This is a genomic window from Pseudomonas azotoformans (assembly GCF_900103345.1).
GTDB lineage: Bacteria > Pseudomonadota > Gammaproteobacteria > Pseudomonadales > Pseudomonadaceae > Aquipseudomonas > Aquipseudomonas azotoformans.
The window spans coordinates 5,474,702-5,499,010 of sequence record NZ_LT629702.1 but is presented as its reverse complement, the minus strand read 5'-3'; the positions used below and the strand labels follow the sequence as shown (position 1 = coordinate 5,499,010).

Here is a 24,309-nt window from a genome sequence, read left to right as displayed (position 1 = left end):
TTGTGAGAGGGGTCCGAGGGGTGAACTATATATCAGCCCGCACGGGGCCGATGTGGTGCTGGTCACATTGACCGACGGAGGGTGGTTTGGTTCTTGATGGGACGCAATGCCGAGCCAAATCCCACAAACACTGGAGATCCAAATGTTGGCGGTGCAAGTCAAAGAAAACCCTGTTCATGACGCTGTGCAGCCTGGTCTTTTGGAGCACTGCCGGGCGAATCAAGCGCCAGCATCAATGATGCGTAATCTGAGCCATAGATACAACCTGACCAAAATACAGGCTGTTACAAGTAGCGCTGGAACCCTTAAACCAGTGAACACCACGAAGTTCGAGCTCACCTACAGTGGTGAGTATAAATACCTACAACCCAAAGGACTTCAAATGCAATTCCCCCCCCTCCCCAACCCCTCTGAATTCACCAGACTAGAAACCAACTCCAATGGAAAAACAGTCGCCCCGGAAAACAGTGAAAAATCCTTCATCACTCCCAACAATGAAATCGGTTTTAGAATCATCGCTGATAATGAAACGGCCTTCGTCAGCGAATTTGAAAAAATAATTCGGGATGACAAACCCTACCCGGGACAGACGGTAAGGATAGAACCAAACAACATATCAGATGAAATAAAAATCTCTGCAACTGAAGACAATAAACTTGTCATAGAAGTTGGGAAAACCAAATATTACCCTGACGCGCACAACCATAAAAACACTGACATCGTAATAGTTAGTAACAGTAAAGATGAACTCGCAAAAAACATCACTGTTGGTCCGAACGTCAATACAAACATCGTAACCAGGCGTTATCCAGGGGAAGGCACCTTCGTTGAGGAACCTGTTAAAAACCCTGGAAAAGAGGGCAGCTCGCCATCTCCATCCACCGAGCCTAAAACACACCTATCACAATTAAAACATAAATAACCCTAACACTCACCCATTCACGCTCATACAAGATAGTCGTCTCACGGCTATCTTGTATTCTCACTTCAGCAGGACATGAGACGGAGTAATAACCCGCGCACGTACAAGGCACCAGGATTTAGCGTTCGTCCCTATCAGGTAGCAACTCATCAACAACCAAGGCTTTTCCAGATAGCCACAACAACTGCCCCTACCTGTTTCCACAATACAGAAACGCCCTGGTACCGTTCAGTTCAGGCGCTCCTACATTCGCTCCGCAGAGCGATCATTGACCCGTTACAATGCCGCTCCCCCAAGGAGCCCCCATGCCCACCCTACTCACCGACTGGCGCCACCGCCCCACCCACCGCCGCGTCTGGGCCCTGGCCGCGCCGATGATCCTGTCGAATATCTCGGTGCCCCTCGTGGCCCTGGTCGACAGCATGGTCATCGGTCACCTGCCCCACGCTCATCAACTGGGCGCCGTGGCGGTCGGGGCCAGTCTGTATACCTTCCTGGCCTGGGCCATGGGTTTCCTGCGCATGGGCTCCACCGGTTTTGCCGCACAAGCTGCCGGGCGCAATGATGGGGCCGCGCTGCGACAAATCCTCCTGCAAGGCCTGCTGCTGGCGCTGGGCCTGGCAATGCTATTGGGCACGTTGGGCATACCGCTGAGCCATCTGGCGCTGGAATGGATGCAGCCCTCCCCGGAACTGAATCAACTGACCCAGGCGTTTTTCCACACCCGCCTGTTCGGCCTGCCTGCCGCCCTTGCCAGCTATGCACTGGTGGGCTGGTTCCTCGGCACGCAGAACGCCCGCGCGCCGTTGGCGATCCTGCTGACCACCAATCTGGTCAACATCGCCCTGAACCTGTGGTTTGTGCTGGGTCTGGACTGGGGCGTGGTCGGTTCGGCGCGGGCCTCCGTGATTGCCGAATGGACCGGCGCCTTGCTGGGCCTGGCGATGACGCAAAAAGCCCTGCGCGCCTACCCCGGCCATATCGCCTGGGCAGCACTGAAATTATGGGAGAGCTGGCGCCCGCTGCTGGCGGTGAACCGCGACATTTTCATCCGCAGCCTTGCACTGCAATCGGTGTTTTTCATGATTACGGTGCAAGGCGCACGTCTGGGCGATGCCACCGTGGCGGCCAATGCACTGCTGCTCAACGGCCTGTTGCTGACCGCACACGCCCTGGATGGATTGGCCCATGCAGTGGAGGCGCTTTGCGGCCACGCCATCGGCGCTCATGACCGCCAAGCATTGCGCCGTTCATTGGTGGTCGCCTGCGGTTGGTCACTGATCGCCAGCGTCGGCTTTGCCCTGTTGTTCACTTTCGCCGGCCATCTGTTTATTGCTATGCAGACCGATATCCCCAGCGTGCGCGAAACCGCCGATATCTACCTGCCCTACTTGGCCGTGTTGCCCTTGATTGCAGTGTGGAGCTACCTGCTGGACGGGCTGTTCATCGGCGCCACCCGTGCACGGGAAATGCGCAATGGCATGTTGCTGACCGTGGTGATCCTGCTGCCATTTGCCTGGGCATTGCAGGGGTTCGGCAACCACGGGTTATGGATCAGCTTCCTGCTGTTCATGGCCCTGCGCAGCCTTACTTTGTGGGCGATTGCCTGGCGCTTGAACCGACAGGACCAGTGGCTTGGATAAACGCCGTGACCTTATCCAGCACCGGCGCCAACCACCGTAAAGGCCTGGACAGGGAGGCCACCAGCGTCTGGTGGTTGGTCCTGGAGAAGTAAAACGCTTCTACCGGCACGCCGGCCGCGCGCAACTTATCAGCCAAGCCGCCAGTATTGCGCGTTGGGTTGACCAGATTGTCATCCGTTGAGGCCATCACCAGGCTTGGCGGCGCATCGGCACTGACGTGGTTGATCGGCTGAGACTCGGGCGGCGAGTCAGGGAAGAAGAACACCGGCCGTACGTCCTTGTTTTCAATGGGCAGAAAATCATACGGCCCGGCCAGACCGATCCAGCCTTTGAAAATGGCAGGCGATAAGCCCACCGCATTCAACCAGCGCGCATCCAGCGCCAACATCGACGCGTTATAGGCACCGGAGCTGTGGCCCATCACATAGAGTCGCTTGGGGTCTGCGCCATAGTCGGCGATATGGTGATAGGTCCAGGCCACCGCTTGAGCACCATCCTGGAGAAACGCGGGGTAACGCACTTGGGGATAAAGCCGGTAGTCGGCAATCACCACGACAATGCCGCGTGACGCCAGGGCTTCGCCGACGAAACCGTAGTCGTCCCTGGAGCCGCTGTTCCAACTGCCGCCGTAGAAAAACACAACGACGGGCGCGTTGGCTATGGCGGGAGCGGGACGGTAGATATCGAGTTTCTGGCGGGGATCAGCGCCGTAGGCGATGGCCGCAGTCTTGGTGAAGGTGCTGGAAGGTGTGAGCGCGTTGAGGACTTTGATGGGGGAGCAGGCCGCAAGACATGCGGCGAATACCATGACGAAACACTTCCTCAACATTGACGAACCTCACTGTAGGAGCGAGCTTGCTCGCGAAAAACCTCTAGGCGACGCGGGCATTCTGGTTGCCCGCGTTATCGTTAACGTTCTTCGCGAGCAAGCTCGCTCCTACAGGGGAATCATGAGGACAGGTAGGAGGACCGCGTCAGGCCCAGACGCAACGCATCCAGGAACTGCGTACGCTCACTGGCACTGATCTTCGCGCTCGCACACTTGTCACGGTAGTGCGTCATCAACTCCTCCGGCGACAAGTGCACGTAGCGCAGCATGTCTTCGATGGTGTCATGGGTCTCGATACCGGCGCTGTACACCGAACCGTCTTCACGCTGGTAGATGTTCACCGAATCGGTATCACCGAACAGGTTGTGCATATCACCGAGAATCTCTTGATAGGCGCCCACCAGGAAGATGCCCAGCAAGTAGTCCTCACCTTCGTTCAAGCCGTGCACCGGCAGGCTGGTCTCGATGCTCTGCTCGTCGACGTACTGCTTGATCTTGCCGTCGGAGTCGCAGGTCAGGTCTTGCAGTACGGCGCGGCGCAGCGGCTCTTCGTCGAGGCGGTGCAGCGGCAGGATCGGCAATACCTGGCCGATGGCCCAGGTGTCCGGCAGGCTCTGGAACACCGAGAAGTTGCAGATGTACTTGTCGGCCAGCTTGTCGTTGAGTTCGTCCAGCACCTGACGGTGCGAGCGCTGACGGGCCTTGAGCGAGTTGTGCAGGCGGCGGCACACAGCGAAGTAGCACTGCTCGGCCAGGGCTTTTTCGGCCAGGGTCAGCTTGCCGTCGGCGTACTGCGTGGCCACGTCGCTCATGTAGTGGGTGGCGCGCCAGTAGGTTTCGGTGACCATCTCGATGTCGGTCGGGCCGAGCAGGTCCACCAGCCATTGCACGGTTTCCGGCAGGGCTTCCTTGTTCTCGATCACCGGCACGTCGTCGTTGTGTTTCTCGACGTCGGTGACCTGCACCACCAGCATGGCGTGGTGAGCGGTCAGGGAACGGCCGCTTTCGGAGAAGATATTCGGGTGCGGCAGGCTCTGCGCGTCGCAGAATTCCTTGAGCATGCCCACGACCACGCCGGCATAGTCATCCATGTCGTAGTTGATCGAACTGGCGTTACGCGAATGCGTGCCGTCGTAGTCCACGCCCAGGCCGCCACCGACGTCGATGTGGTCCACCGGCAGGCCGAGGTTGCGCAATTCGCCGTAGTAACGGATAGCTTCCTTGAAACCGTGCTGGTAGTCGGCCAGGTTGGCGATCTGCGAGCCCATGTGGAAGTGCAGCAGGCGGATACCCTGGTCCAGGCCCGCCGCGCGGAAGCGCTCGACCACCGACAGCAGTTGCGCCGCCGACAGACCGAACTTGGACTTCTCGCCACCGGTATCCGCCCACTTGCTCGACGCCAGCGACGACAAACGCACGCGCAGGCCAACCTGTGGCTTGACCTTGAGGCTGGCGGCCTCTTCGATCACCAGTTCAACTTCGGATTCTTTCTCGATCACGATGAACACATTGTGGCCGAGCTTCTGGCCCATCAGTGCGAGGCGGATGAACTCCCGGTCCTTGTAGCCGTTGCAGACGATGGTGCCGCCCTTTGGCGCCAGGGCCAATACGGCGAGCAACTCGGGCTTGGAGCCGGCTTCCAGGCCGATGGACACATTCTGAGTGGCAATGATGTTTTCGATCACCGCTTCCTGCTGGTTCACCTTGATCGGGTACAGCGCGGTGTACTTGCTCTGGTACTCCAGGCGTTCGATGTTCGAATCGAAAGCGCCGGTCAGTTGGCGTACACGGTCTTGCAGGATGTCGGGGAAGCGCACCAGCAGCGGCAACGACAGGCCGCTCTTGCGCAGCTCGTCGACCTGCTCGTACAGGTCGACGGGCGTGCTGTTCGGGCCGTTCGGACGGACTTCTACGCGACCGGCTTCATTGATCGCGAAATACCCGGCCCCCCAATGGCGGATCCCGTAAACACTGCGGCTGTCCGCAACTGTCCATTGGCTGCCATCGTCTTTGCGTGTGCGTCGTACGGACATCGAAGTCCCCTATAAATGAAGGCGAAAGCGCCGCCCCTGGTTGAGGCTGGCGCAGTCTAAAGAATGAAAATGACGATTTGCCTGCGTGCAAGGTAGGACCCCACGCGCAGGACAGAGTTTAGACACAGGTCGGGAAGAGGCTTTCAGCCGCCGGACTTCTTGGCCTTGTACCCGAGCTTGATCAGCTCGGCCAACAGCAACTCGACGTGATCGCCCTGGATCTCGATGACACCGTCTTTCAACGCGCCACCGGTGCCACAGCGCTTTTTCAGCGTAGTGGCGAGTTCCTTCAGCGCGTCTTCGGCCAGCGGCACACCGGTGATGGTGGTCACCGTCTTGCCGCCACGGCCTTTGCTCTCGCGTCGCACGCGGGCAATACCGTCGCCTTCGGGAATCAGGGTCTGTTTGCAGGTACACGCGTCCACGGGCTGACGACAGTCCGGGCAGTGTCGACCTGCGTCGGTGGAAAATACCAGGCCACCAAGGGCGGCGAAGGATGCGGCTTTTTTGGCCACCGGCAATCCTCTTGGGAGGACAAAGACTGATCGGCACCTTCAAAGAGGTTGCCGACCGCGAAGCCCCACTCAGGCAGGGGCAGCGCTACCGAACCACCAACGTCACTATTCCTTGTAGGAGCGAGCTTGCTCGCGAAAGGTCCTCAACGATAACGCGGGCATTCAGGCTGCCCACATCGTTCTCGAGTTTTTCGCGAGCAAGCTCGCTCCTACAGGGATCGGCAATCGATCATCAGTGATTGCGTGGTGAAACAAAGGCGGTTCGGGTGAAAAGTCGCGCAGTGTAACCACAAAAAGCCGACTTGCTAAGAGCCAAATGGCGCCAATTTATGCAACTTTAGCGACGTGAGGCCAGATAGCGGCGCAAGCCTTCCTGGGCGTCCGGGCAGTAGGGCTTTTGCTCGGCCTCCTGCAGGACGGTTTCGATAGGTAAAAAGCGCGCTTCCATCACCTCCTCCGGCTGCAGGCGCAGCGGCCCGTCCCACACGGCCGAGTAGGATTTGCACCAGAGCCGGCTGTCGCCATCTTCGAAATAGAAATGGTCATGCTCGGCCAGTTCCACCCCACTGACCCCAAGCTCTTCTCCGAGCTCACGGGCGGCCGACACGGCATAGGACTCACCCGCCGCGACCATCCCGCCCGCCGCCGTGTCCCAGAAACCGGGGTACAACGCTTTGCTCAAGGTGCGTCGATGCACACACAGCTCGCCGCGGGAGTTGAACAGAAAGATAAAGGTGCAACGGCCAATCAGGCCGCGCTGGCGCAGGTCCGACCTGACCAGGTGCCCGAGCAGGTTGTCCTGTTCGTCGACCCAGCAGATCAGTTCAGCGTCGGAGGCCGCACGGTGGGCGGCCTCCTTTTGAGTAGCGTCCATCATCAACCCTGGTTGAGGAGCTGACGCAAGTCGATCACTGCAGCGTTTGCCCGGGAAATATAGTTGGCCATCACCAGCGAGTGGTTCGCCAGTACGCCGAAGCCACTGCCGTTGAGAATCATAGGACTCCACACCGGTTCCTGCGAGGCTTCCAGCTCACGAATGATCTGGCGCACGCTGACGGTGGCGTTTTTCTTGGCCAGTACGTCGGCAAAGTCCACTTCGATGGCTCGCAACAGGTGGGACAGTGCCCAGGCCTGGCCACGGGCTTCGTAGAACACGTTGTCGATCTGCATCCATGGGGTTTCCACCACTTCTTCATCAACCTGCGGCACTTCACCCGGCGCCAGCGCTTCGGTTTTCAGCGCGGTGTTCAACTTCACCCGGCCCACACTGGCCGACAGGCGTTGCGACAGCGAGCCCAGGCGGGTGGCGACATCGCCCAGCCAGTTGTTCAGGTTGTCGGCACGCGCATAGAACAGCGCGCCCTTCTGGTTCGGGTCGGACAGGCGCGCTTCATAGCGGCTCAGCGAATTGATGCCTTCCTGGTACTCGGACTCGCTGGACGGCAGCACCCAGCTTTTGTTGTCGAAGTTGAAGCGCGGCTCGGCCTTGGCCAGATCAGCGTCTTCGGCCGACTGCGATTGGGAGCGGGCGAAGTCTTTGCGCAGGGCGCGGGTCAGGTCACGCACCTGCACCAGCACGCCATATTCCCAGCTCGGCATGTTGTCCATCCACAGGCCAGGCGGGAAGCGGTCGTTGGAAATGTAGCCGCCCGGCTTGTTCAGCAAGGTGCCGACCACGGTCTTGAGGGTTTCGACGGTGGTAAAGCCCACCACCATCTGCTTGCCGTCTTTTTCGGCGGCAATCTGCGCATTCTGCTGGACCGGGAACAGCGCCGGCTCTTCGCTCCAGTACCAGCCCAGGGCACCTGTGACCAACAGGTACAGGCCGAGCACACTGAGCACGGCACGGCTCATCAGCAGGGTACGAAAATAGCTGCGGTTGGCCGACTTGGGCTCAGGGGCGGGGCCTTTGGCACTGCCTGCACGGTTTTTCCAGTCCAGCATGGCGATATCCTTTCAATCACTTGAGTTCATGCACTTGAATTGATGGTGTGCGTTCAAACACTCCGACCACAACCCTACCCCATCGTGCCCGCCCGTGCGGGGCTTTTCGCCAAACTGGCGCACAGAGGGTGTTGGACTATAAAGGATGCACGCTTTTTACGCCGTGCGACCAGCGGGTCAGCAACTGAATACTCCGCACGCGCAGTTTATTGACGTATGACACTCATCCCATGGGAAAGAGGTGCTAGCATAGAGCCATCAGTCGACCTCAGCATGCACCCTCACTAGTAGTCAGGATATGACCGAGCCAGAAGACCCCAGCCGTGAGCGCCTCAAGCAGCATTTTGCCCAGCGGGTAATTCATCAGGCACGTCAAATTCTTGAGATCTGGCAGCGCCTGCAACGCAGCGAGTGGTCCGGCACCGACCTTTCCGAACTCAGTGAGGCCAATCTGCGCCTGCTGCGCTTTGCCGAGCGTTTCGAACAGCCGGAACACAGCCAGCTCGCGCAGCACATCGGCGAGTCCCTCAAGGCCGTGGACGAAAACCGCGGGCGCCTGAGCAGCCAACTGATCACCGAACTCAACCGCCTGATGCAGCGCCTGTCCCGTACCGGGTTGCGCCAGGGCGACCAGCTCGAACAAACCTTCCTGCCGCCGATGCGCAAGCCGATCTACGTGATGCTGGCCGATCACGACCGTGCCGAGCGCCTGGCCAAGCAGTTGGAGTTCTTTGGCATGAGCGCCCAATCCCTCGACAGCGTGGCGGCGTTTCGTGCGTCGATGGCCGAGCGCCTGCCTTCGGCGATTGTGATGGACGTGGATTTCTGCGGTGCCGGCCTGGGCCTCAAGCTCGCCGCCGAAGCCCAGGAAGGCCTGGAACAGAAGCTGCCGCTGCTGTTCTTCAGCCTGCACGAAACCGACACCCCGACCCGCCTGGCCGCCGTGCGCGCCGGGGGCCAGGAATTCCTCACCGGTACGCTGGAAGCTTCCAGCCTGCTGGAAAAGATCGAAGTGCTGACCTGCGTCGCCCAGTACGAGCCGTATAAAGTGCTGATCATCGACGATTCGCGGGCCCAGGCGCTGCACACCGAGCGGCTGCTCAACAGCGCCGGTATCGTCACCCGCACCTTGATCGAACCGATCCAGGCCATGGCCGAGCTGGCGGACTTCCAGCCCGACCTGATCATCCTCGACATGTACATGCCCGCCTGTACCGGCACCGAACTGGCCAAGGTCATCCGCCATAACGACCGTTACGTCAGCGTGCCGATCATCTACCTGTCGGCCGAAGACGACCTGGACAAACAACTGGACGCCATGAGCGAAGGCGGTGACGACTTCCTCACCAAGCCGATCAAGCCGCGCCACCTGATCACCACCGTGCGCAACCGCGCGGCGCGGGCGCGCAACCTCAAGGCGCGGATGGTGCGCGACAGCCTGACCGGCCTGTACAACCACACCCACATATTGCAATTGCTCGAAGACTGCAGCTTCCGCGCACGCCGCGAGAACAAACCGCTGAGCTTTGCCATGCTCGACATCGACCACTTCAAGCGGGTCAACGACAGCCACGGCCACCCCATGGGCGACCGCGTGATCAAGAGCCTGGCGCTGTTTCTCAAGCAGCGCCTGCGCAAGACCGACTACATCGGGCGCTATGGTGGTGAGGAATTCGCCATCGTGATGCCCGACACCGATCTGGAATCGGCCTGCAGAGTGCTGGATGAAATCCGTGGGCGCTTTGCCGAGATCCACTACCCGGCGCAACCCCAGGATTTGTGGTGCACCTTCAGCGCAGGGCTGGTGGAGCTGTGCGACGGCTCCGATAGCCTGATGATGGCCGCCCAGGCCGACGAGGCGCTGTACCGTGCCAAGGACGCTGGGCGCAATCGTGTGCAAGCCGCACGTACATCAAAGCAAAGTGCCATCTTTTCACCGGAATCCACTGATTCCGTCATAACTTTGTAACGGAAACGCAATAACTTCAGGCACTTATCTTTTGCTGTCGGTTGAAACCACGCATGCGCCTGAAGCTGCTGACCAATCTCAATACCCTTCTTCTGGTGGCCGTGTGCCTGGCGCTGGGGGCGACGTTGTGGTGGTCGCAACGGGCGCTGGAGCGGCCCTATTTGCTGATGGAGCGCTACCTGGGCCTGTCGCAGAGTTTCCAGAACGAAGCCGCGCGCAACATCGACGACTACCTGGCCAGCGGCGACGCCCTGCGCTTGAGCAGCGCGGGCCAAAGCCTGGAAAGCCTGGTACAGCATCTGGATGAACTGCCGGCGGACCTGGCGCAGAACCTGCGCCCAAGCCTGGTGGACCTGGATGCGTTCAGCAAGACCGACTTGCTGGCGGCCGGCAAGCTCGCAGGCGACCCGCAAGCCTTGCTGCTGCAAGCCGAACGTGAATTGGGCGCCAACCTGGAGCAACTGAGCCAGTACGCCATCGGCGTGAGTTCTCCCGAAGCCGCCCGCTATCTGCCGCCGTTGCTGGCCGCCTCCCAGCACCTGGGCAAGTTGTCGCTGGCCCGCGACAAACTGGTGAGCAGCGGGCGTGCGGAACTGGCCGACGATGTGGAACGCGAAGTCGGCAACATTCGCAGCCAGGCAGACCTGCTGGAGCAACTGCCGTTGCTCGGCGTGAAGGCCAGCGCCGAGTCCAGCGCCGATGATTTTTCTGCGCTGATGGGCCTGGAGAACAGCGAAAAAACCGAAGCCCAGGACACCGGCGTCGACCTCAAGCGTGAACTCAACAGCCTGCTGACCCGCTACCCCGCCGAACTCAAGCGCACCCGCGATCAGATCCAGCAACGCACCGACCTGGCCGCCAAGACCCACCAGAAAATCAACACCGTGCAACAAGCCATCGCCGGCCTGGAGCCGGTCGTGCGCGCGCAACACGCCAAAATCCAGGGCGAAGTGCGCCTGATGCAAGGGCTGATGATTGGCCTGATCCTGTTGATCGCGCTATTGATCGACACCCTGCAACGCAAGCTGGCGCGGGTGCTGACCAACCTGGCGCCAGCCCTGTCGACTTGGGCCGAAGGTGACTTCAGCCGGCCGATTGCCCTGGGCAAGACCAACCGCGAACTGCACGATATCGAAGCGTCTTTGAACCGCCTGCGCGCCTACCTGGTGGATTTGGTCGGCACCATTCGCGGCAACGCCGAGGAAGTCGCCGGCAGCAGCCGCACCCTCGCCGAACTGAGCAGCGGACTGCACGACGGCGCCGAACGCCAGGCCGGGGATACCGCGCAGATCCGTGATTCGCTGGGCGAACTGGAAGCGACGATCCAGCAAGTCGCCGGCGACGCCAGCCAGGCTGCCGGTGCCAGTCGCAGCGCCGGCCAGGCCGTGGAACAAGGCCAGCGCGTGATCGGCCTGAGCCTGACCGGGCTACATGCCCTGGTGGGCGAAGTGCAGCAAAACGCGCAGATGATCGAAAAACTGGCTGAGGAATCTGCCACCATCGGCGGGGTACTCACGGTGATCCGCTCGATTGCCGACCAGACCAACCTGCTGGCCCTCAACGCCGCCATCGAGGCCGCCCGCGCCGGTGAAGCCGGACGCGGTTTTGCCGTGGTGGCCGACGAGGTGCGCTCGCTGGCCCAACGCACCGCGGGCGCCACCGCCGAAATCCAGACCTTGATCGCCGGGCTGCAAAGCGCCGCCCACCAATCGGTGCAAGGCATGCGCGCCCAGGTCGAACACGCCGAAGCCACCGCACAGCAAGCCCAGGCGGCGGACGGTGCGCTGGATGAAATCGTCGGCGCGATCCAGACCATCTCCGACACCGCCGTGCGCATCGCCGATGTGACCGCGCAGCAGAGTGGTGCCGTCAGTGAGATTCGCGACAACAGTGAGCGGATTCATCAGTTGGGTGAGGATAATTTGCTGCGAATCGGTCAGGGCCGACGACAGGGTGAGCAGTTGTTGGTGCTGGGTGGGCAGCTCAACACTGCCGTTCAAGCCTTCCGCGTCTGACACGACCTTCAACCTTATAGAGATCAAATGTGGGAGGGGGCAAGCCCCCTCCCACATTTTATCTCCACAGGATTCGAGACGGTGTTACCAATGACCGGTTCCAGCCTCACAGTCACAAATTTCGCGCTATCCTCGCTAATCGTGCCGCCTACTGCATAGAACTGGACAGTCACAAAGGCTTTGCGGCATAGTCGCCGGGTTCTGCCGTACCCACATCAATAACAAGGAACAGCCGATGGCGACCTTACTGGTTCTTCACGGACCCAACCTGAACCTGCTCGGCACCCGCGAACCGGGCGTCTACGGGGCAGTCACCCTGGAGCAGATCAACCTTGATCTCGAACGCAGGGCGCGTGAAGCCGGCCACCATCTGCTCTACCTGCAAAGCAATGCCGAGTACGAATTGATTGATCGCATCCATGCCGCGCGCGGCGAATGCGTGGACTTTATCCTGATCAATCCCGCCGCTTTTACGCACACAAGTGTTGCATTACGTGACGCGCTGCTGGCGGTGAGCATCCCATTCATCGAAGTGCATTTGTCGAACGTGCACAAACGCGAAGCTTTCCGCCATCACTCCTACTTCTCCGATGTAGCGGTAGGTGTGATCTGCGGCCTTGGCGCCAGCGGTTACCGACTGGCCCTGGAGGCCGCCCTGGAACAACTTGAACAACCGGCCAAGCGCCCCTGACCGACCCTTGGGAGTTGATGATTCATGGATATCCGTAAAGTTAAGAAACTGATCGAACTGCTGGAAGAATCCGGTATCGACGAGCTGGAAATCAAGGAAGGCGAAGAGTCCGTACGGATCAGCCGCCACAGCAAGACCCCGGCCCAACAGTTCTACGCGCCACAGATGCAAGCGCCGGCTCCGGCCGCTGCTGCTCCGGCCGCCGCCCCTGCTGCTGCCGCTGCACCTGCCGCCCCAGCCGCCCCTGCGCTGAACGGTTTCGTGGTCAAGTCGCCAATGGTCGGTACGTTCTACCGCACCCCGGCACCGACTTCGCCAGCCTTCGTTGAAGTCGGCGCTACCGTGAAAGTGGGCGACACCATCTGCATCGTTGAAGCGATGAAGATGATGAACCACATCACCGCTGAAAAAGCCGGCGTCATCGAATCCATCCTGGTAGAAAACGGTCAGCCGGTTGAGTACGACCAGCCGCTGTTCACCATCGTTTGAACCGCGGAGTGCCTTCGATGTTGAAACCTGCGAAGAAACTGGAAAAAGTCCTGATCGCCAACCGCGGTGAGATCGCCCTGCGAATCCTGCGCGCCTGTAAGGAACAAGGCATCAAGACCGTCGCTGTTTACTCGACGGCCGATACTGAATTGATGCACGTGAAACTGGCGGACGAAAGCATCTGCATCGGCCCACCAGTGGCTACAAGCTCGTACCTGAAAGTCTCAAGCATCATCGCTGCAGCAGAAGTGACAGGCGCTACCGCCATCCACCCAGGCTACGGCTTCCTCGCGGAAAACGCCGACTTTGTCGACCAGGTGGAAAAATCCGGCTTCACCTTCATCGGCCCGAAAGCCGAGACCATCCGCCTGATGGGCGACAAGGTCTCCGCCAAGGAAGCCATGATCGCTGCCGGCGTGCCAACCGTTCCAGGTTCCGACGGCCCGCTGCCTGAAGACGAGGAAACCGCTCTGCGCATTGGTCGCGAAGTCGGCTACCCGGTGATCATCAAGGCCGCCGGTGGCGGTGGTGGTCGCGGCATGCGCGTGGTGCACAAGGAAGAAGACCTGATCGAAGCCGCCAAGCAGACCCGCTCCGAAGCAGGCGCCTGGTTCAACAACCCGATGGTCTACCTGGAAAAGTACCTGACCAACCCACGTCACGTGGAAGTCCAGGTACTGTCCGACGGCCAGGGCCACGCCATTCACCTGGGTGACCGCGATTGCTCGCTGCAACGTCGCCACCAGAAGGTACTGGAAGAAGCCCCGGCACCAGGTCTGGACGAAAAAGCCCGCCAGGAAGTATTGGCCCGCTGCGTCAAGGCATGCATCGATATCAACTACCGTGGCGCGGGTACTTTCGAGTTCCTGTACGAAAACGGTCGTTTCTACTTCATCGAGATGAACACTCGCGTGCAGGTAGAGCACCCGGTCTCGGAGATGGTCACCGGTATCGATATCGTCAAGGAGATGCTGAGCATCGCCGCCGGCAACGTGCTGTCCTTCACCCAGGACGACGTGAAGATCCACGGCCACTCCCTGGAGTGCCGGATCAACGCCGAAGACCCGAAAACCTTTATCCCGAGCCCAGGCCTGGTCAAGCATTTCCATGCTCCAGGTGGCAACGGCGTACGTGTGGATTCGCACCTGTACAGCGGCTACAAGGTTCCGTCCAACTACGACTCGCTGATCGGCAAGCTGATCACCTGGGGCGCCACCCGCGATGAGGCCATGGCCCGCATGCGCAACGCCCTGGACGAAATCGTGGTGGATGGCATCAAGACCAATGTCCCGCTGCATCGGGAACTGGTGCGTGATGAAGGCTTCTGCGAAGGTGGTGTGAACATTCACTACCTGGAACACAAGCTGGCTAACCAGTAAGTGCTCCAAACAACAAAGCCGCCTCCGGGCGGCTTTGTTGTTTCCGGGCCCCGGATTTCCTGGATGTACGGGGTCCAATGTGGGAGGGGGCTTGCCCCCGATGAGGGAGTGTCAGTTGATGCATCTGTGTCTGATCCAGCGCCATCGGGGCAAGCCCCCTCCCACATTTGATCGGTGTATGTCGTCTTCTTCTGTGCGCTCGCGTAAACTTGCGCCCTTTCGCAGCCCCACCCCGCTGCACACTCATTTTTTCAAAGGTGCCCGCCATGCCTTGGCTGCAAGTCCGTCTCGCCATCAGCCCAGAACAAGCCGAAACCTATGAAGACGCTTTCCTCGAAGTAGGCGCTGTCTCCGTAACATTCATGGACGCCGAAGACCAACCGATCTTCGAGCCCGAACTCAACACCACGCCGCTGTGGTCTCACACCCACCTGCTGGCCCTGTTCGAAGACGGCACCGACGCCAACGCCGTGCTGGCCCATATGGAACTGCTCACCGGCGGCCCGCTGCCAGAGCACCACAGCGAAGTCATCGAAGACCAGGACTGGGAACGCAGCTGGATGGACAACTTCCAGCCGATGCGTTTCGGCCAGCGCCTGTGGATCGTACCGAGCTGGCATGCCGCGCCCGAGCCCGACGCAGTCAACCTGCTGCTGGATCCGGGCCTGGCGTTCGGCACCGGCACCCACCCGACCACCGCACTGTGCCTGGAATGGCTGGACGGCCAGGACCTGACCGACAGCCACGTGCTGGACTTCGGTTGCGGCTCGGGGATCCTGGCGATTGCCGCCCTGCTGCTCGGCGCCAAGGAAGCCGTGGGCACCGACATCGACGTGCAAGCCCTGGAAGCCTCCCGCGACAACGCCGGGCGCAACAACATTCCTGAAGGCAAATTCCCACTCTACCTGCCGGAGCAACTGCCCCAGGTACAGGCCGACGTGCTGGTGGCCAACATCCTCGCCGGGCCGCTGGTGTCGCTGGCACCGCAACTGTCGAGCCTGGTCAAGCCGGGCGGCCGCCTGGCGCTGTCTGGCATCCTGGCCGAGCAGGGCGAAGACGTCGCCGCCGCCTACGCGAAGGATTTCGAGCTGGATCCGATCGCCGACCGCGATGGCTGGGTACGCATCAGCGGTCGTCGGCGCTAGAATGAGCGCTTGCCTGAATCGGATGGCCGCATGACCGACAGTTTCGTCACCCAGTGCCCGCATTGCCAATCGCGCTTTCGCGTCAACCACGCTCAATTGAGCGTGGCCCGTGGCGTGGTTCGCTGCGGCTCGTGCCTGCAAGTGTTCAATGCAGCTCGCCAGTTGCTGGAGCAACGCGCCCAGGCGCCGCAGCCCGAGGCCACTCCCGAGGCGCCGCGCGCCATCAGCCAGAAGCAGTGGACCGCCGAAGAGCTGGACCTGGACAACCTGGACCTGGACGAAGAACTGGCCAAGCTGGAACGCCGCGAGATTCAGCATACATTGCCCGTTAGTGCAGATCGTCGCCAGCCCGGCACCGACCGCCGCCAAAAGGAAGAGTCCTTCAGCGCCAGCCGCGATACGGTCAAGGCCGAAGAAGAAAAATGGGCGGCAAGCCTGTTCAGCGAGCCGCCTGAAGAGCGCCTCCACGTCAACGAAAACGAGCCAGAACCTGCGACCAGGCAGCGCACCGAACCGTCCATGTCGTTCCACACCGACGATCTCGACGATGAGCCGCCACTGCGTTCAACACCAGACGATGACAACATCGACCCACCGTTCACGCCGCTGACCAAAGCGGCCGAGCCCGAAGATCGCCTGCCACCTCGCCGCAAGCGCCCACGCGCTGAAACCGGCGCCCATGACGACCTGCTGCAGGACCTGGAAGACGATCCGCTGCATCTCTATGCGCAAAAACGCCCGACGGGCCTGGGCCGTCGACTGCTTTGGTTGCTGCTGGTACTGATCGCCGCCGCCGGCCTCGCGGGCCAGTACATCGCGTACCAATTCGACGACCTGGCCCGCCAGGACGCCTATCGCCCGTGGTTCCAGCAACTGTGCCCCACCTTGGGTTGCACCGTGCCATCACGGGTCGATATCGCCCATATCAAGAGCAGTAACCTGGTGGTGCGCAGCCACCCGGACTTTGCCGGGGCACTGGTGGTGGATGCCATCATCTATAACCGCGCGACCTTCTCCCAGCCTTTCCCGCTGCTGGAGCTGCGTTTTGCCGACTTGAACGGCAACCTGATTGCCAGCCGTCGCTTCAAACCTGCCGAATACCTCAGCGGCGAGTTGGCCGGCGTTAGCGAAATGCCATCGCAAACCCCGATCCATATCTCCCTGGATATCCTCGATCCAGGCAACAAAGCCGTGAATTACAGCCTGAGCTTCCACTCGCCCGAGTGAATCGGTTCACGCATCAAGGTTTGACGGCGGGTTATTGACAAAGGCCCGCACAACCAAACCGGTAGCGATAAAGAAATAACTGTTCAGATTTTATCCAATTCAGCCTTTATCCAGTCATCGAGAGCGGGTATCATGCCAACCCTTTTTCGAACTCTAATGATCCGGCCCCACAACAGGGAAGTCCTATGTCGGCGGTACGCATCGGCCCATACACATTGCAGAACGGCTTGATTCTCGCCCCGATGGCGGGCGTCACCGACCAGCCCTTTCGTCAGCTGTGCAAGCGTTTGGGCGCGGGTCTAGTAGTCTCGGAAATGGTCACCAGCGACATGAGCTTGTGGAACACCCGCAAATCGCGAATGCGCATGATCCACGAAGGTGATCCCGAGCCGCGCTCGGTACAGATCGCCGGTGGAGATGCACAGATGCTGGCGGATGCGGCCAGGGCCAACGTGGAGTTGGGAGCGCAGATCATCGACATCAACATGGGCTGCCCGGCCAAGAAGGTCTGCAACAAGGCCGCCGGTTCCGCCCTGTTGAAAGATGAGCAGTTGGTCGCCGAGATCCTGCAGGCCGTTGTCGCCGCAGTGGATGTGCCGGTTACCCTGAAGATTCGTACCGGTTGGGACCGGGACAACAAGAACGGCCTGACAGTGGCGAAGATCGCTGAACAGGCAGGCATTACAGCGCTTGCGGTGCATGGCCGCACCCGCGCCGACCTTTACACCGGTGAAGCCGAGTACGACACCATTGCCGCGATCAAGCAGGCTGTGTCGATGCCGGTATTTGCCAATGGCGACATCGACTCCGCCGAGAAAGCCCGGCGCGTGCTGCACGCCACCGGTGCCGATGGCTTGTTGATTGGCCGGGCCGCCCAGGGGCGGCCATGGATTTTTCGTGAGATCGAGCACTTTCTGCGTACCGGTGAAGTGTTGCCGGCACCGGAGCTGATCGAGGTGGAACGTATTCTGCTAGAGCATCTGGCCGCCCTGCACGCCTTCTATGGAGACGTGATGGGAGTACGCATTGCTCGCAAGCATGTCGGCTGGTATCTCGCAACCCTGCCGGGCGCCAGGGAGTTTCGCGCCCACTTCAATCGTTTGGATGATACGGAAGCACAGTGCGCCAACGTTCGTGAGTTCTTCAGCGAGCGTTACAAGAGCCTGGGGACAGGGGACGGAGAGGGGGTGGCCGCATGACGATGATGACCGAGACTTTAGTGAGTGGAACAACACCCGTGAGCGACAACGTCAATTTGAAACAGCACCTCAACACGCCGAGCGAAGAAGGCCAGACCCTTCGCGGGAGTGTCGAGAAGGCGCTGCACAATTATTTCGCCCACCTTGAGGGCGCTTCCGTCACGGACGTGTACAACCTGGTGCTCTCCGAAGTCGAGGCGCCCTTGCTCGAAAGCGTGATGAACTACGTCAAGGGCAACCAGACCAAAGCCAGTGAGCTGCTGGGCCTCAACCGTGGCACCTTGCGCAAAAAGCTCAAGCAGTACGATTTGTTGTAAGCATTCAATCAAACCAGAAAGGCGCCCGCGTAAAAAACGGTCGCCTTTTTTGCTGACTCCTTTGCTTTTGATGGAAATTGAAATGACCGACCAGACTACCCGCCTGCCGATCCGCCGCGCCTTGATCAGTGTCTCCGACAAGACCGGGATCCTCGAATTTGCCCGGGAGCTGGAAGCCCTGGGCGTGGAAATCCTCTCCACGGGCGGGACCTTCAAACTGCTGCAGGACAACGGCGTGGCCGCAGTGGAAGTGGCGGACTACACCGGTTTCGCAGAAATGATGGACGGTCGGGTCAAGACCCTGCACCCGAAAATCCACGGCGGCATCCTCGGCCGTCGTGGCACCGATGACGCGATCATGGCCGAGCACGGCATCAAGCCGATCGACCTGGTGGCCGTCAACCTCTACCCGTTCGAAGCCACCATCAACAAGCCAGGCTGCGACCTGCCGACCGCCATCGAAAACATCGATATCGGCGGCCCGACCATGGTGCGTTCGGCGGCCAAGAACCACAAAGACGTGGCCATTGTGGTCAACACCAGCGATTACGCCAACGTATTGGAAAGCCTGAAAGCCGGTGGCCTGACCTACGCCCAGCGTTTCGACCTGATGCTCAAGGCGTTCGAACACACCGCCGCCTACGACGGCATGATCGCCAACTACATGGGCACCGTGAACCAGACCGCTGAAACCCTCAGCACAGAAGGCCGCAGCCAATTCCCGCGCACCTTCAACAGCCAGTTCATCAAGGCCCAGGAGATGCGCTACGGCGAGAACCCGCACCAGAGCGCGGCGTTCTACGTGGAGGCCAAGCCTGCCGAAGTGGGCATCGCCACCGCGACCCAACTGCAAGGCAAAGAGCTGTCCTACAACAACGTGGCCGACACCGACGCCGCGCTGGAATGTGTGAAGAGCTTCGTCAAGCCGGCCTGTGTGATCGTCAAGCACGCCAACCCGTGCGGCGTGGCCGTGAGCCCGGACGCTGAAGGCGGTATCCGCCAGGCGTACGAACTGGCCTACGCCACCGATACCGAATCGGCCTTCGGCGGCATCATTGCCTTCAACCGCGAACTGGATGCCGAGACCGCTAAAGCGATCGTCGAGCGTCAGTTCGTCGAAGTGATCATCGCCCCAAGCGTCAGCGAAGAAGCCCGCGCCATCGTCGCCGCCAAAGCCAACGTGCGCCTGCTGGCCTGCGGCGAGTGGTCGGCTGACCGTGCGGCGGCCTGGGACTACAAGCGCGTCAACGGTGGCTTGCTGGTACAGAGCCGTGACATCGGCATGATCGGCAGCGCCGACCTGAAAGTGGTGACCAAGCGCGCACCGACCGAGCAAGAGATCAACGACCTGATCTTCGCCTGGAAAGTGGCCAAGTACGTGAAGTCCAACGCCATCGTCTACGCCAAGAACCGCCAGACCATCGGTGTCGGCGCTGGCCAGATGAGCCGGGTGAACTCGGCGCGTATCGCCGCGATCAAGGCTGAGCACGCCGGTTTGCAGGTGGTGGGTTCGGTGATGGCTTCCGATGCGTTCTTCCCGTTCCGTGACGGCCTGGACAACGCCGCGAAAGCCGGTGTGACCGCCGTGATCCAACCGGGCGGCTCGATGCGCGATGCCGAAGTGATCGCCGCAGCCGACGAGGCCGGAATCGCCATGGTCTTCACCGGCATGCGCCATTTCCGCCACTGATTGATCGTTCCCACGCTCCGCGTGGGAACGCAGCCCGGGACGCTCCGCGTCCCTGGGACGCAGAGCGTCCGTAGAGGCATTCCCACGCAGAGCGTGGGAACGATCATCCACACGAGGTTTTTGAAATGAATGTTTTGATCATTGGCAGCGGTGGCCGTGAACACGCCCTGGCCTGGAAAGTTGCCCAGGACCCACGCGTCCAGAAAGTCTTCGTTGCCCCCGGCAACGCCGGCACCGCCATTGAAGCCAAGTGCGAAAACGTTGCTATCGACGTGCTGGCCCTTGAGCAACTGGCCGACTTCGCTGAAAAGAATGTGTCCCTGACCATCGTCGGTCCGGAAGTGCCACTGGTTGCCGGTGTTGTCGACCTGTTCCGCAGCCGTGGCCTGGACTGCTTCGGCCCTACCGCCGGTGCGGCCCAGTTGGAAGGCTCCAAGGCGTTCACCAAGGATTTCCTGGCCCGCCACAAGATCCCGACTGCCGACTACCAGAACTTCACCGAGATCGAGCCGGCCCTGGCTTACCTGCGTGAAAAAGGTGCGCCGATCGTGATCAAGGCCGATGGCCTGGCTGCCGGTAAAGGCGTGATCGTGGCGATGACCCTGCAGGAAGCCGAAGACGCCGTGCGCGATATGCTCGCCGGCAACGCGTTCGGTGACGCCGGTTCCCGCGTAGTCATCGAGGAGTTCCTCGACGGCGAAGAAGCCAGCTTCATCGTGATGGTCGACGGCAAGAACGTCTTGCCGATGGCCACCAGCCAGGACCACAAGCGCGTCGGCGACGGCGACACCGGCCCGAACACCGGTGGCATGGGGGCCTACTCCCCTGCCCCAGTGGTCACGGCCGACGTGCACCAGCGCGTCATGGACCTGGTGATCTGGCCGACCGTGCGCGGCATGGCCGACGAAGGCAATGTGTACACCGGTTTCCTGTATGCCGGCCTGATGATCGACAAAGCCGGTAACCCGAAAGTCATCGAGTTCAACTGCCGCTTCGGCGACCCGGAAACCCAACCGGTGATGCTGCGCCTGCAATCGAGCCTGGTGCTGTTGGTCGAGGCTGCATTGGCCCAGGCACTGGACAAGGTTGAAGCGCAGTGGGACCCACGTCCGAGCGTTGGCATTGTACTGGCGGCCGGCGGCTACCCTGCCGACTACGCCAAGGGCGATGTGATTGAAGGCCTGGACGCGGCTGCTACGCTGGAAGGCAAGGTGTTCCATGCGGGCACCGCGCTCAAGGATGGCCAGGTCGTGACGGCCGGTGGCCGTGTGCTATGCGCCACCGCCATGGGTGCCAGTGTCGACGCCGCACAGCAGCAGGCGTACAAGCTGGCGGCGAAGATCGACTGGAAAGGCTGCTTCTACCGCAAGGACATCGGCTATCGCGCCATTGCGCGGGAGCGTGGCGAGAACCAGTAAGCAGCTATCCGTTCGGCTAGGCAGGGGCCTCTGGCCCTTGCCGTATGCAGGCCTACCCGCGCATAGTTAACCGTGCATCAACCTACGAAGGGATTTCGCCGTGCGCTGGCTCAGGATCGCCATAGGTTTCACTGTCAGTCTGCTGACACTGCTCTGCTTGTTCCCGGCCCAGGCCGCCGCACAAGGCAGTGGCTGGGCAGTATTGCTTGATGAACAGGCCGACCTGCAGCTGAGCGACATCCGTTCCTCGCGCTACACCAACCAATTCAGCCCCATCGAACTGGACCGCATTACCGCTGCGGAACCGGACGGTGCGCTGTGGGTACGTTTCAAGCTGCAACCCGGCAAGCACGAACAAGTGCTGCGGGTATTCGCCCCGGACCTGTCGCACCTGAGCCTCTACGTGCTGGACGGCGACACCCTGGTGGAACAACAAAGCACCGGCACACGCCAGCCCCAGGCTGAACGACCGTTGCCCAGCAGTGACTTCATGCTGCCGATGCCCCAGAGCCAGAAGCCCCTCGAGGTTTACCTGCGCCTGGTCTCGGAACACGAACTGCGCCCCTACATCACCCTGGAACCAGCCGTACTCGCCGCCGCCGACCAGACCCAGACGCTGATCTACGGCCTGCTGTTCGGCTGCCTGCTGATGCTGATCCTGCACAACCTGACGCGCTTCGCCTATCACCGCTCGCGCAGCAGCCTGTGGCTGGCGGCGTGCGAAGTGCTGCTGATGCTCAGCCTGGCGCTGCTGCTCAACCTGGTGGGCCCATGGCTGCCGAACTGGCATGCGATCCAGACGCCCGGCGCCTACCTGGCGCTATTGCTCACCGCGCCCTGCGGCTTGATGTTTGCCTACCGGTTCTTCATGCCCCTGGGCCCTCACCCGCTGAACAAGTTGCTGATGGCGGACATCCTGTTCATCGTGCTGTGCGGCCTGTTGCTGTTGTTCGTCAACACCCTGCCACTGAACATCATCACCTACGCCCTGGTGGCCCTGGCCGGCTTGAGCATGTTGTTTGTCTCGGCCTATCACTGGCAGAAAGGCTACCGCCCGGCACGCCTGTTCGTGGCGGCGATGGTGGTGTTCAACATCGGTACGCTGATCATCCTGCCGGCGTTGCTGGGCCTGACAATGGTCTCGCCCCAGGGCCTGATCGTCACGCTGCTGGCGTTCATCTGCTTGAGCGGTCTGCTGATGAGCCTGGCGTTGGGCGAACGCCAGCGTGCGATTGTCGAGGCGCGTTTCAGCCTCAGCCGCGACCTGGCGGCGAGCAATGCCGAAATCGCGGCCAAGGCCGAGTTCCTGGCCAAGATCAGCCACGAGATCCGCACCCCCATGAACGGCGTGCTGGGCATGACCGAACTGCTGCTGGGCACGCCGCTGTCGGTGAAACAGCGTGACTATGTGCAGACCATTCACAGCGCCGGCAACGAACTGCTCACGCTGATCAATGAAATCCTCGATATCTCCAAGCTCGAATCCGGCCAGATCGAACTGGACGATGTGCAATTCGACCTCAACGCACTGATCGAAGACTGCCTGAGTATCTTCCGCGCCAAGGCCGAGCAGCAGAACGTCGAACTGATCAGCTTTATCCAGCCCCAGGTGCCCCGCGTGATCAGCGGCGACCCGACGCGCCTGCGCCAGGCCATGTTGAGCCTGCTGGAAAATGCCCTGCAAAAGACCGATGAAGGCGAAGTGCTGATCGTGGTTGCCCTGGACGACCGCAGTACCAAGCCACGCCTGCGCATTGCCGTCCAGGACAGCGGCCTGCCCATGGAACCCGCCGAGCGCGATGCCCTGCTGCACAGCGAACTGCACAGCAAGAATTTCTTCTCGGCCACCCGTTTGAACGGCCACCTGGGCCTGGTTATCGCCCGCCAGTTGATCCTGTTGATGAATGGCGAGTTCGGCATCAAGAGCGGCAGCCACCAGGGCAGCACCCTGTGGCTGACCCTGCCGCTGGACCCGGAACGCCTGGAACACCCGACCTCCGACCTCGACGGCCCGCTCAAAGGCGCGCGCGTGCTGGTGGTGGACGACAACGACACCTGCCGCAAAGTGCTGGTGCAACAATGTTCGGCCTGGGGCCTCAACGTCAGCGCCGTGCCCTCGGGCAAGGAAGCCCTGGCGTTGCTGCGCACCAAGGCGCACCTGCGCGATTACTTCGATGTGGTGCTGCTGGACCAGAACATGCCCGGCATGACCGGCATGCAACTGGCGGCGAAGATCAAGGAAGACCCGAGCCTGAACCACGACATCCTGCTGATCATGCTTACCGGCATCAGCAATGCGCCGAGCAAGATCATCGCGCGCAACTGCGGGATCAAGCGCATCCTCGCCAAACCGGTGGCCGGCTACACGCTCAAGACCACCCTGGCGGATGAACTGACCCAACGCAGCAAAGGCAACGTGCCGCCACGCCCGGTCCTCAACGTCCCGGCCGCCATCACCGTGCCGACGGATTTCCGCATCCTGGTAGCCGAGGACAACAGCATCTCCACCAAGGTGATTCGCGGCATGCTCGGCAAGCTCAACCTCAGTCCGGACACTGCCAGCAATGGCGAGGAAGCGCTGGAAGCAATGAAGGCCCAGCGCTATGACTTGGTGTTGATGGACTGTGAAATGCCGATCCTCGATGGTTTCTCGGCGACCCAGCAACTGCGCGCATGGGAAGTCAGCCACCAGCGTATCCGCACGCCGGTGGTGGCGTTGACGGCGCACATTCTGTCGGAACACAAGGAGCGCGCGCGCCAGGCCGGGATGGATGGGCATATGGCCAAGCCGGTGGAGTTGTCGCAGTTGCGCGAGTTGGTGGAGTTCTGGGTGGCGCAGCGTCAGCAAAGGCCCGAGCACGCCCCGTCTTAACTTGAAACGTTG

Annotated in this window: 19 protein-coding genes; 14 read left to right on the top strand and 5 right to left on the bottom strand. The window is 61.0% G+C overall.

The window, feature by feature from the left end; genetic code table 11:
• The first annotated feature begins 142 nt into the window (after positions 1–142).
• Complete coding sequence (locus tag BLR69_RS24825; protein WP_071493011.1) at positions 143–922, top strand: hypothetical protein; 780 nt, start codon at positions 143–145, stop codon at positions 920–922.
• Positions 923–1,227: 305 nt separating this feature from the next.
• Positions 1,228–2,565 (top strand): MATE family efflux transporter, encoded by a 1,338-nt coding sequence (locus tag BLR69_RS24820; RefSeq protein ID WP_071493010.1) that lies wholly within the window; start codon positions 1,228–1,230, stop codon positions 2,563–2,565.
• Here BLR69_RS24820 and BLR69_RS24815 read toward each other — a convergent pair.
• The 5 genes from BLR69_RS24815 to BLR69_RS24795 all read right to left on the bottom strand — a co-directional run bounded on the left by BLR69_RS24815 (position 2,510) and on the right by BLR69_RS24795 (position 7,796).
• Positions 2,510–3,373 (bottom strand): alpha/beta hydrolase, encoded by an 864-nt coding sequence (locus BLR69_RS24815; protein WP_083365826.1) that lies wholly within the window; start codon positions 3,371–3,373, stop codon positions 2,510–2,512. The genes BLR69_RS24820 and BLR69_RS24815 overlap by 56 nt on opposite strands.
• Before the next feature lie 140 nt (positions 3,374–3,513).
• Entirely contained in the window at positions 3,514–5,427 is a 1,914-nt protein-coding gene (speA, locus tag BLR69_RS24810) for an arginine decarboxylase (protein WP_071493008.1), read from the bottom strand.
• 143 nt (positions 5,428–5,570) lie between these two features.
• Entirely contained in the window at positions 5,571–5,942 is a 372-nt protein-coding gene (locus BLR69_RS24805; RefSeq protein ID WP_017849660.1) for a translation initiation factor Sui1, read from the bottom strand.
• A gap of 337 nt (positions 5,943–6,279) precedes the next feature.
• Positions 6,280–6,816 carry an NUDIX hydrolase gene (locus BLR69_RS24800; protein ID WP_071493007.1) on the bottom strand — a complete coding sequence of 179 codons (537 nt, stop codon included), beginning with the start codon at positions 6,814–6,816 and terminating at the stop codon, positions 6,280–6,282.
• A 2-nt stretch (positions 6,817–6,818) separates the two neighbouring features.
• Positions 6,819–7,796: a DUF2333 family protein gene (locus tag BLR69_RS24795; protein WP_371322043.1), complete on the bottom strand. Its 978-nt coding sequence runs from the start codon at positions 7,794–7,796 to the stop codon at positions 6,819–6,821.
• Positions 7,797–8,184: 388 nt separating this feature from the next.
• On the opposite strand from BLR69_RS24795, the gene BLR69_RS24790 reads away from it, so the two are divergent.
• From BLR69_RS24790 to BLR69_RS24735, 12 genes are all read left to right on the top strand, one after another.
• Positions 8,185–9,855 carry a response regulator gene (locus BLR69_RS24790; protein WP_071493006.1) on the top strand — a complete coding sequence of 557 codons (1,671 nt, stop codon included), beginning with the start codon at positions 8,185–8,187 and terminating at the stop codon, positions 9,853–9,855.
• A gap of 53 nt (positions 9,856–9,908) precedes the next feature.
• Positions 9,909–11,870 carry a methyl-accepting chemotaxis protein gene (locus BLR69_RS31640; protein ID WP_071493005.1) on the top strand — a complete coding sequence of 654 codons (1,962 nt, stop codon included), beginning with the start codon at positions 9,909–9,911 and terminating at the stop codon, positions 11,868–11,870.
• Positions 11,871–12,105: 235 nt separating this feature from the next.
• A complete protein-coding gene (aroQ, locus tag BLR69_RS24780; protein WP_071493004.1) occupies positions 12,106–12,561 on the top strand; it encodes a type II 3-dehydroquinate dehydratase in 456 nt (151 codons plus the stop codon).
• A gap of 24 nt (positions 12,562–12,585) precedes the next feature.
• On the top strand, positions 12,586–13,050 hold the full coding sequence (gene accB, locus BLR69_RS24775) for an acetyl-CoA carboxylase biotin carboxyl carrier protein (RefSeq protein ID WP_010213489.1): 465 nt from the start codon (positions 12,586–12,588) through the stop codon (positions 13,048–13,050).
• Positions 13,051–13,067: 17 nt separating this feature from the next.
• Positions 13,068–14,429, top strand: coding sequence for an acetyl-CoA carboxylase biotin carboxylase subunit (accC, locus tag BLR69_RS24770; RefSeq protein ID WP_058423580.1), 1,362 nt, complete (start codon positions 13,068–13,070; stop codon positions 14,427–14,429).
• A gap of 266 nt (positions 14,430–14,695) precedes the next feature.
• Positions 14,696–15,574 (top strand): 50S ribosomal protein L11 methyltransferase, encoded by an 879-nt coding sequence (gene prmA, locus BLR69_RS24765; protein WP_071493003.1) that lies wholly within the window; start codon positions 14,696–14,698, stop codon positions 15,572–15,574.
• Positions 15,575–15,604: 30 nt separating this feature from the next.
• Positions 15,605–16,801, top strand: a complete 1,197-nt coding sequence (locus BLR69_RS24760; RefSeq protein WP_071493002.1) for a DUF3426 domain-containing protein — start codon at positions 15,605–15,607, stop codon at positions 16,799–16,801.
• A gap of 185 nt (positions 16,802–16,986) precedes the next feature.
• Entirely contained in the window at positions 16,987–18,000 is a 1,014-nt protein-coding gene (gene dusB / locus BLR69_RS24755) for a tRNA dihydrouridine synthase DusB (RefSeq protein WP_016976994.1), read from the top strand.
• Positions 17,997–18,317 (top strand): DNA-binding transcriptional regulator Fis, encoded by a 321-nt coding sequence (gene fis, locus BLR69_RS24750; RefSeq protein ID WP_002555375.1) that lies wholly within the window; start codon positions 17,997–17,999, stop codon positions 18,315–18,317. Before dusB ends, fis begins: the two co-directional genes overlap by 4 nt.
• Before the next feature lie 82 nt (positions 18,318–18,399).
• Positions 18,400–20,007, top strand: coding sequence for a bifunctional phosphoribosylaminoimidazolecarboxamide formyltransferase/IMP cyclohydrolase (purH, locus tag BLR69_RS24745; protein WP_071493001.1), 1,608 nt, complete (start codon positions 18,400–18,402; stop codon positions 20,005–20,007).
• A 125-nt stretch (positions 20,008–20,132) separates the two neighbouring features.
• Complete coding sequence (gene purD, locus BLR69_RS24740) at positions 20,133–21,425, top strand: phosphoribosylamine--glycine ligase (RefSeq protein WP_071493000.1); 1,293 nt, start codon at positions 20,133–20,135, stop codon at positions 21,423–21,425.
• 100 nt (positions 21,426–21,525) lie between these two features.
• Entirely contained in the window at positions 21,526–24,297 is a 2,772-nt protein-coding gene (locus BLR69_RS24735; protein ID WP_071492999.1) for a hybrid sensor histidine kinase/response regulator, read from the top strand.
• The last annotated feature ends 12 nt before the right edge of the window (positions 24,298–24,309 follow it).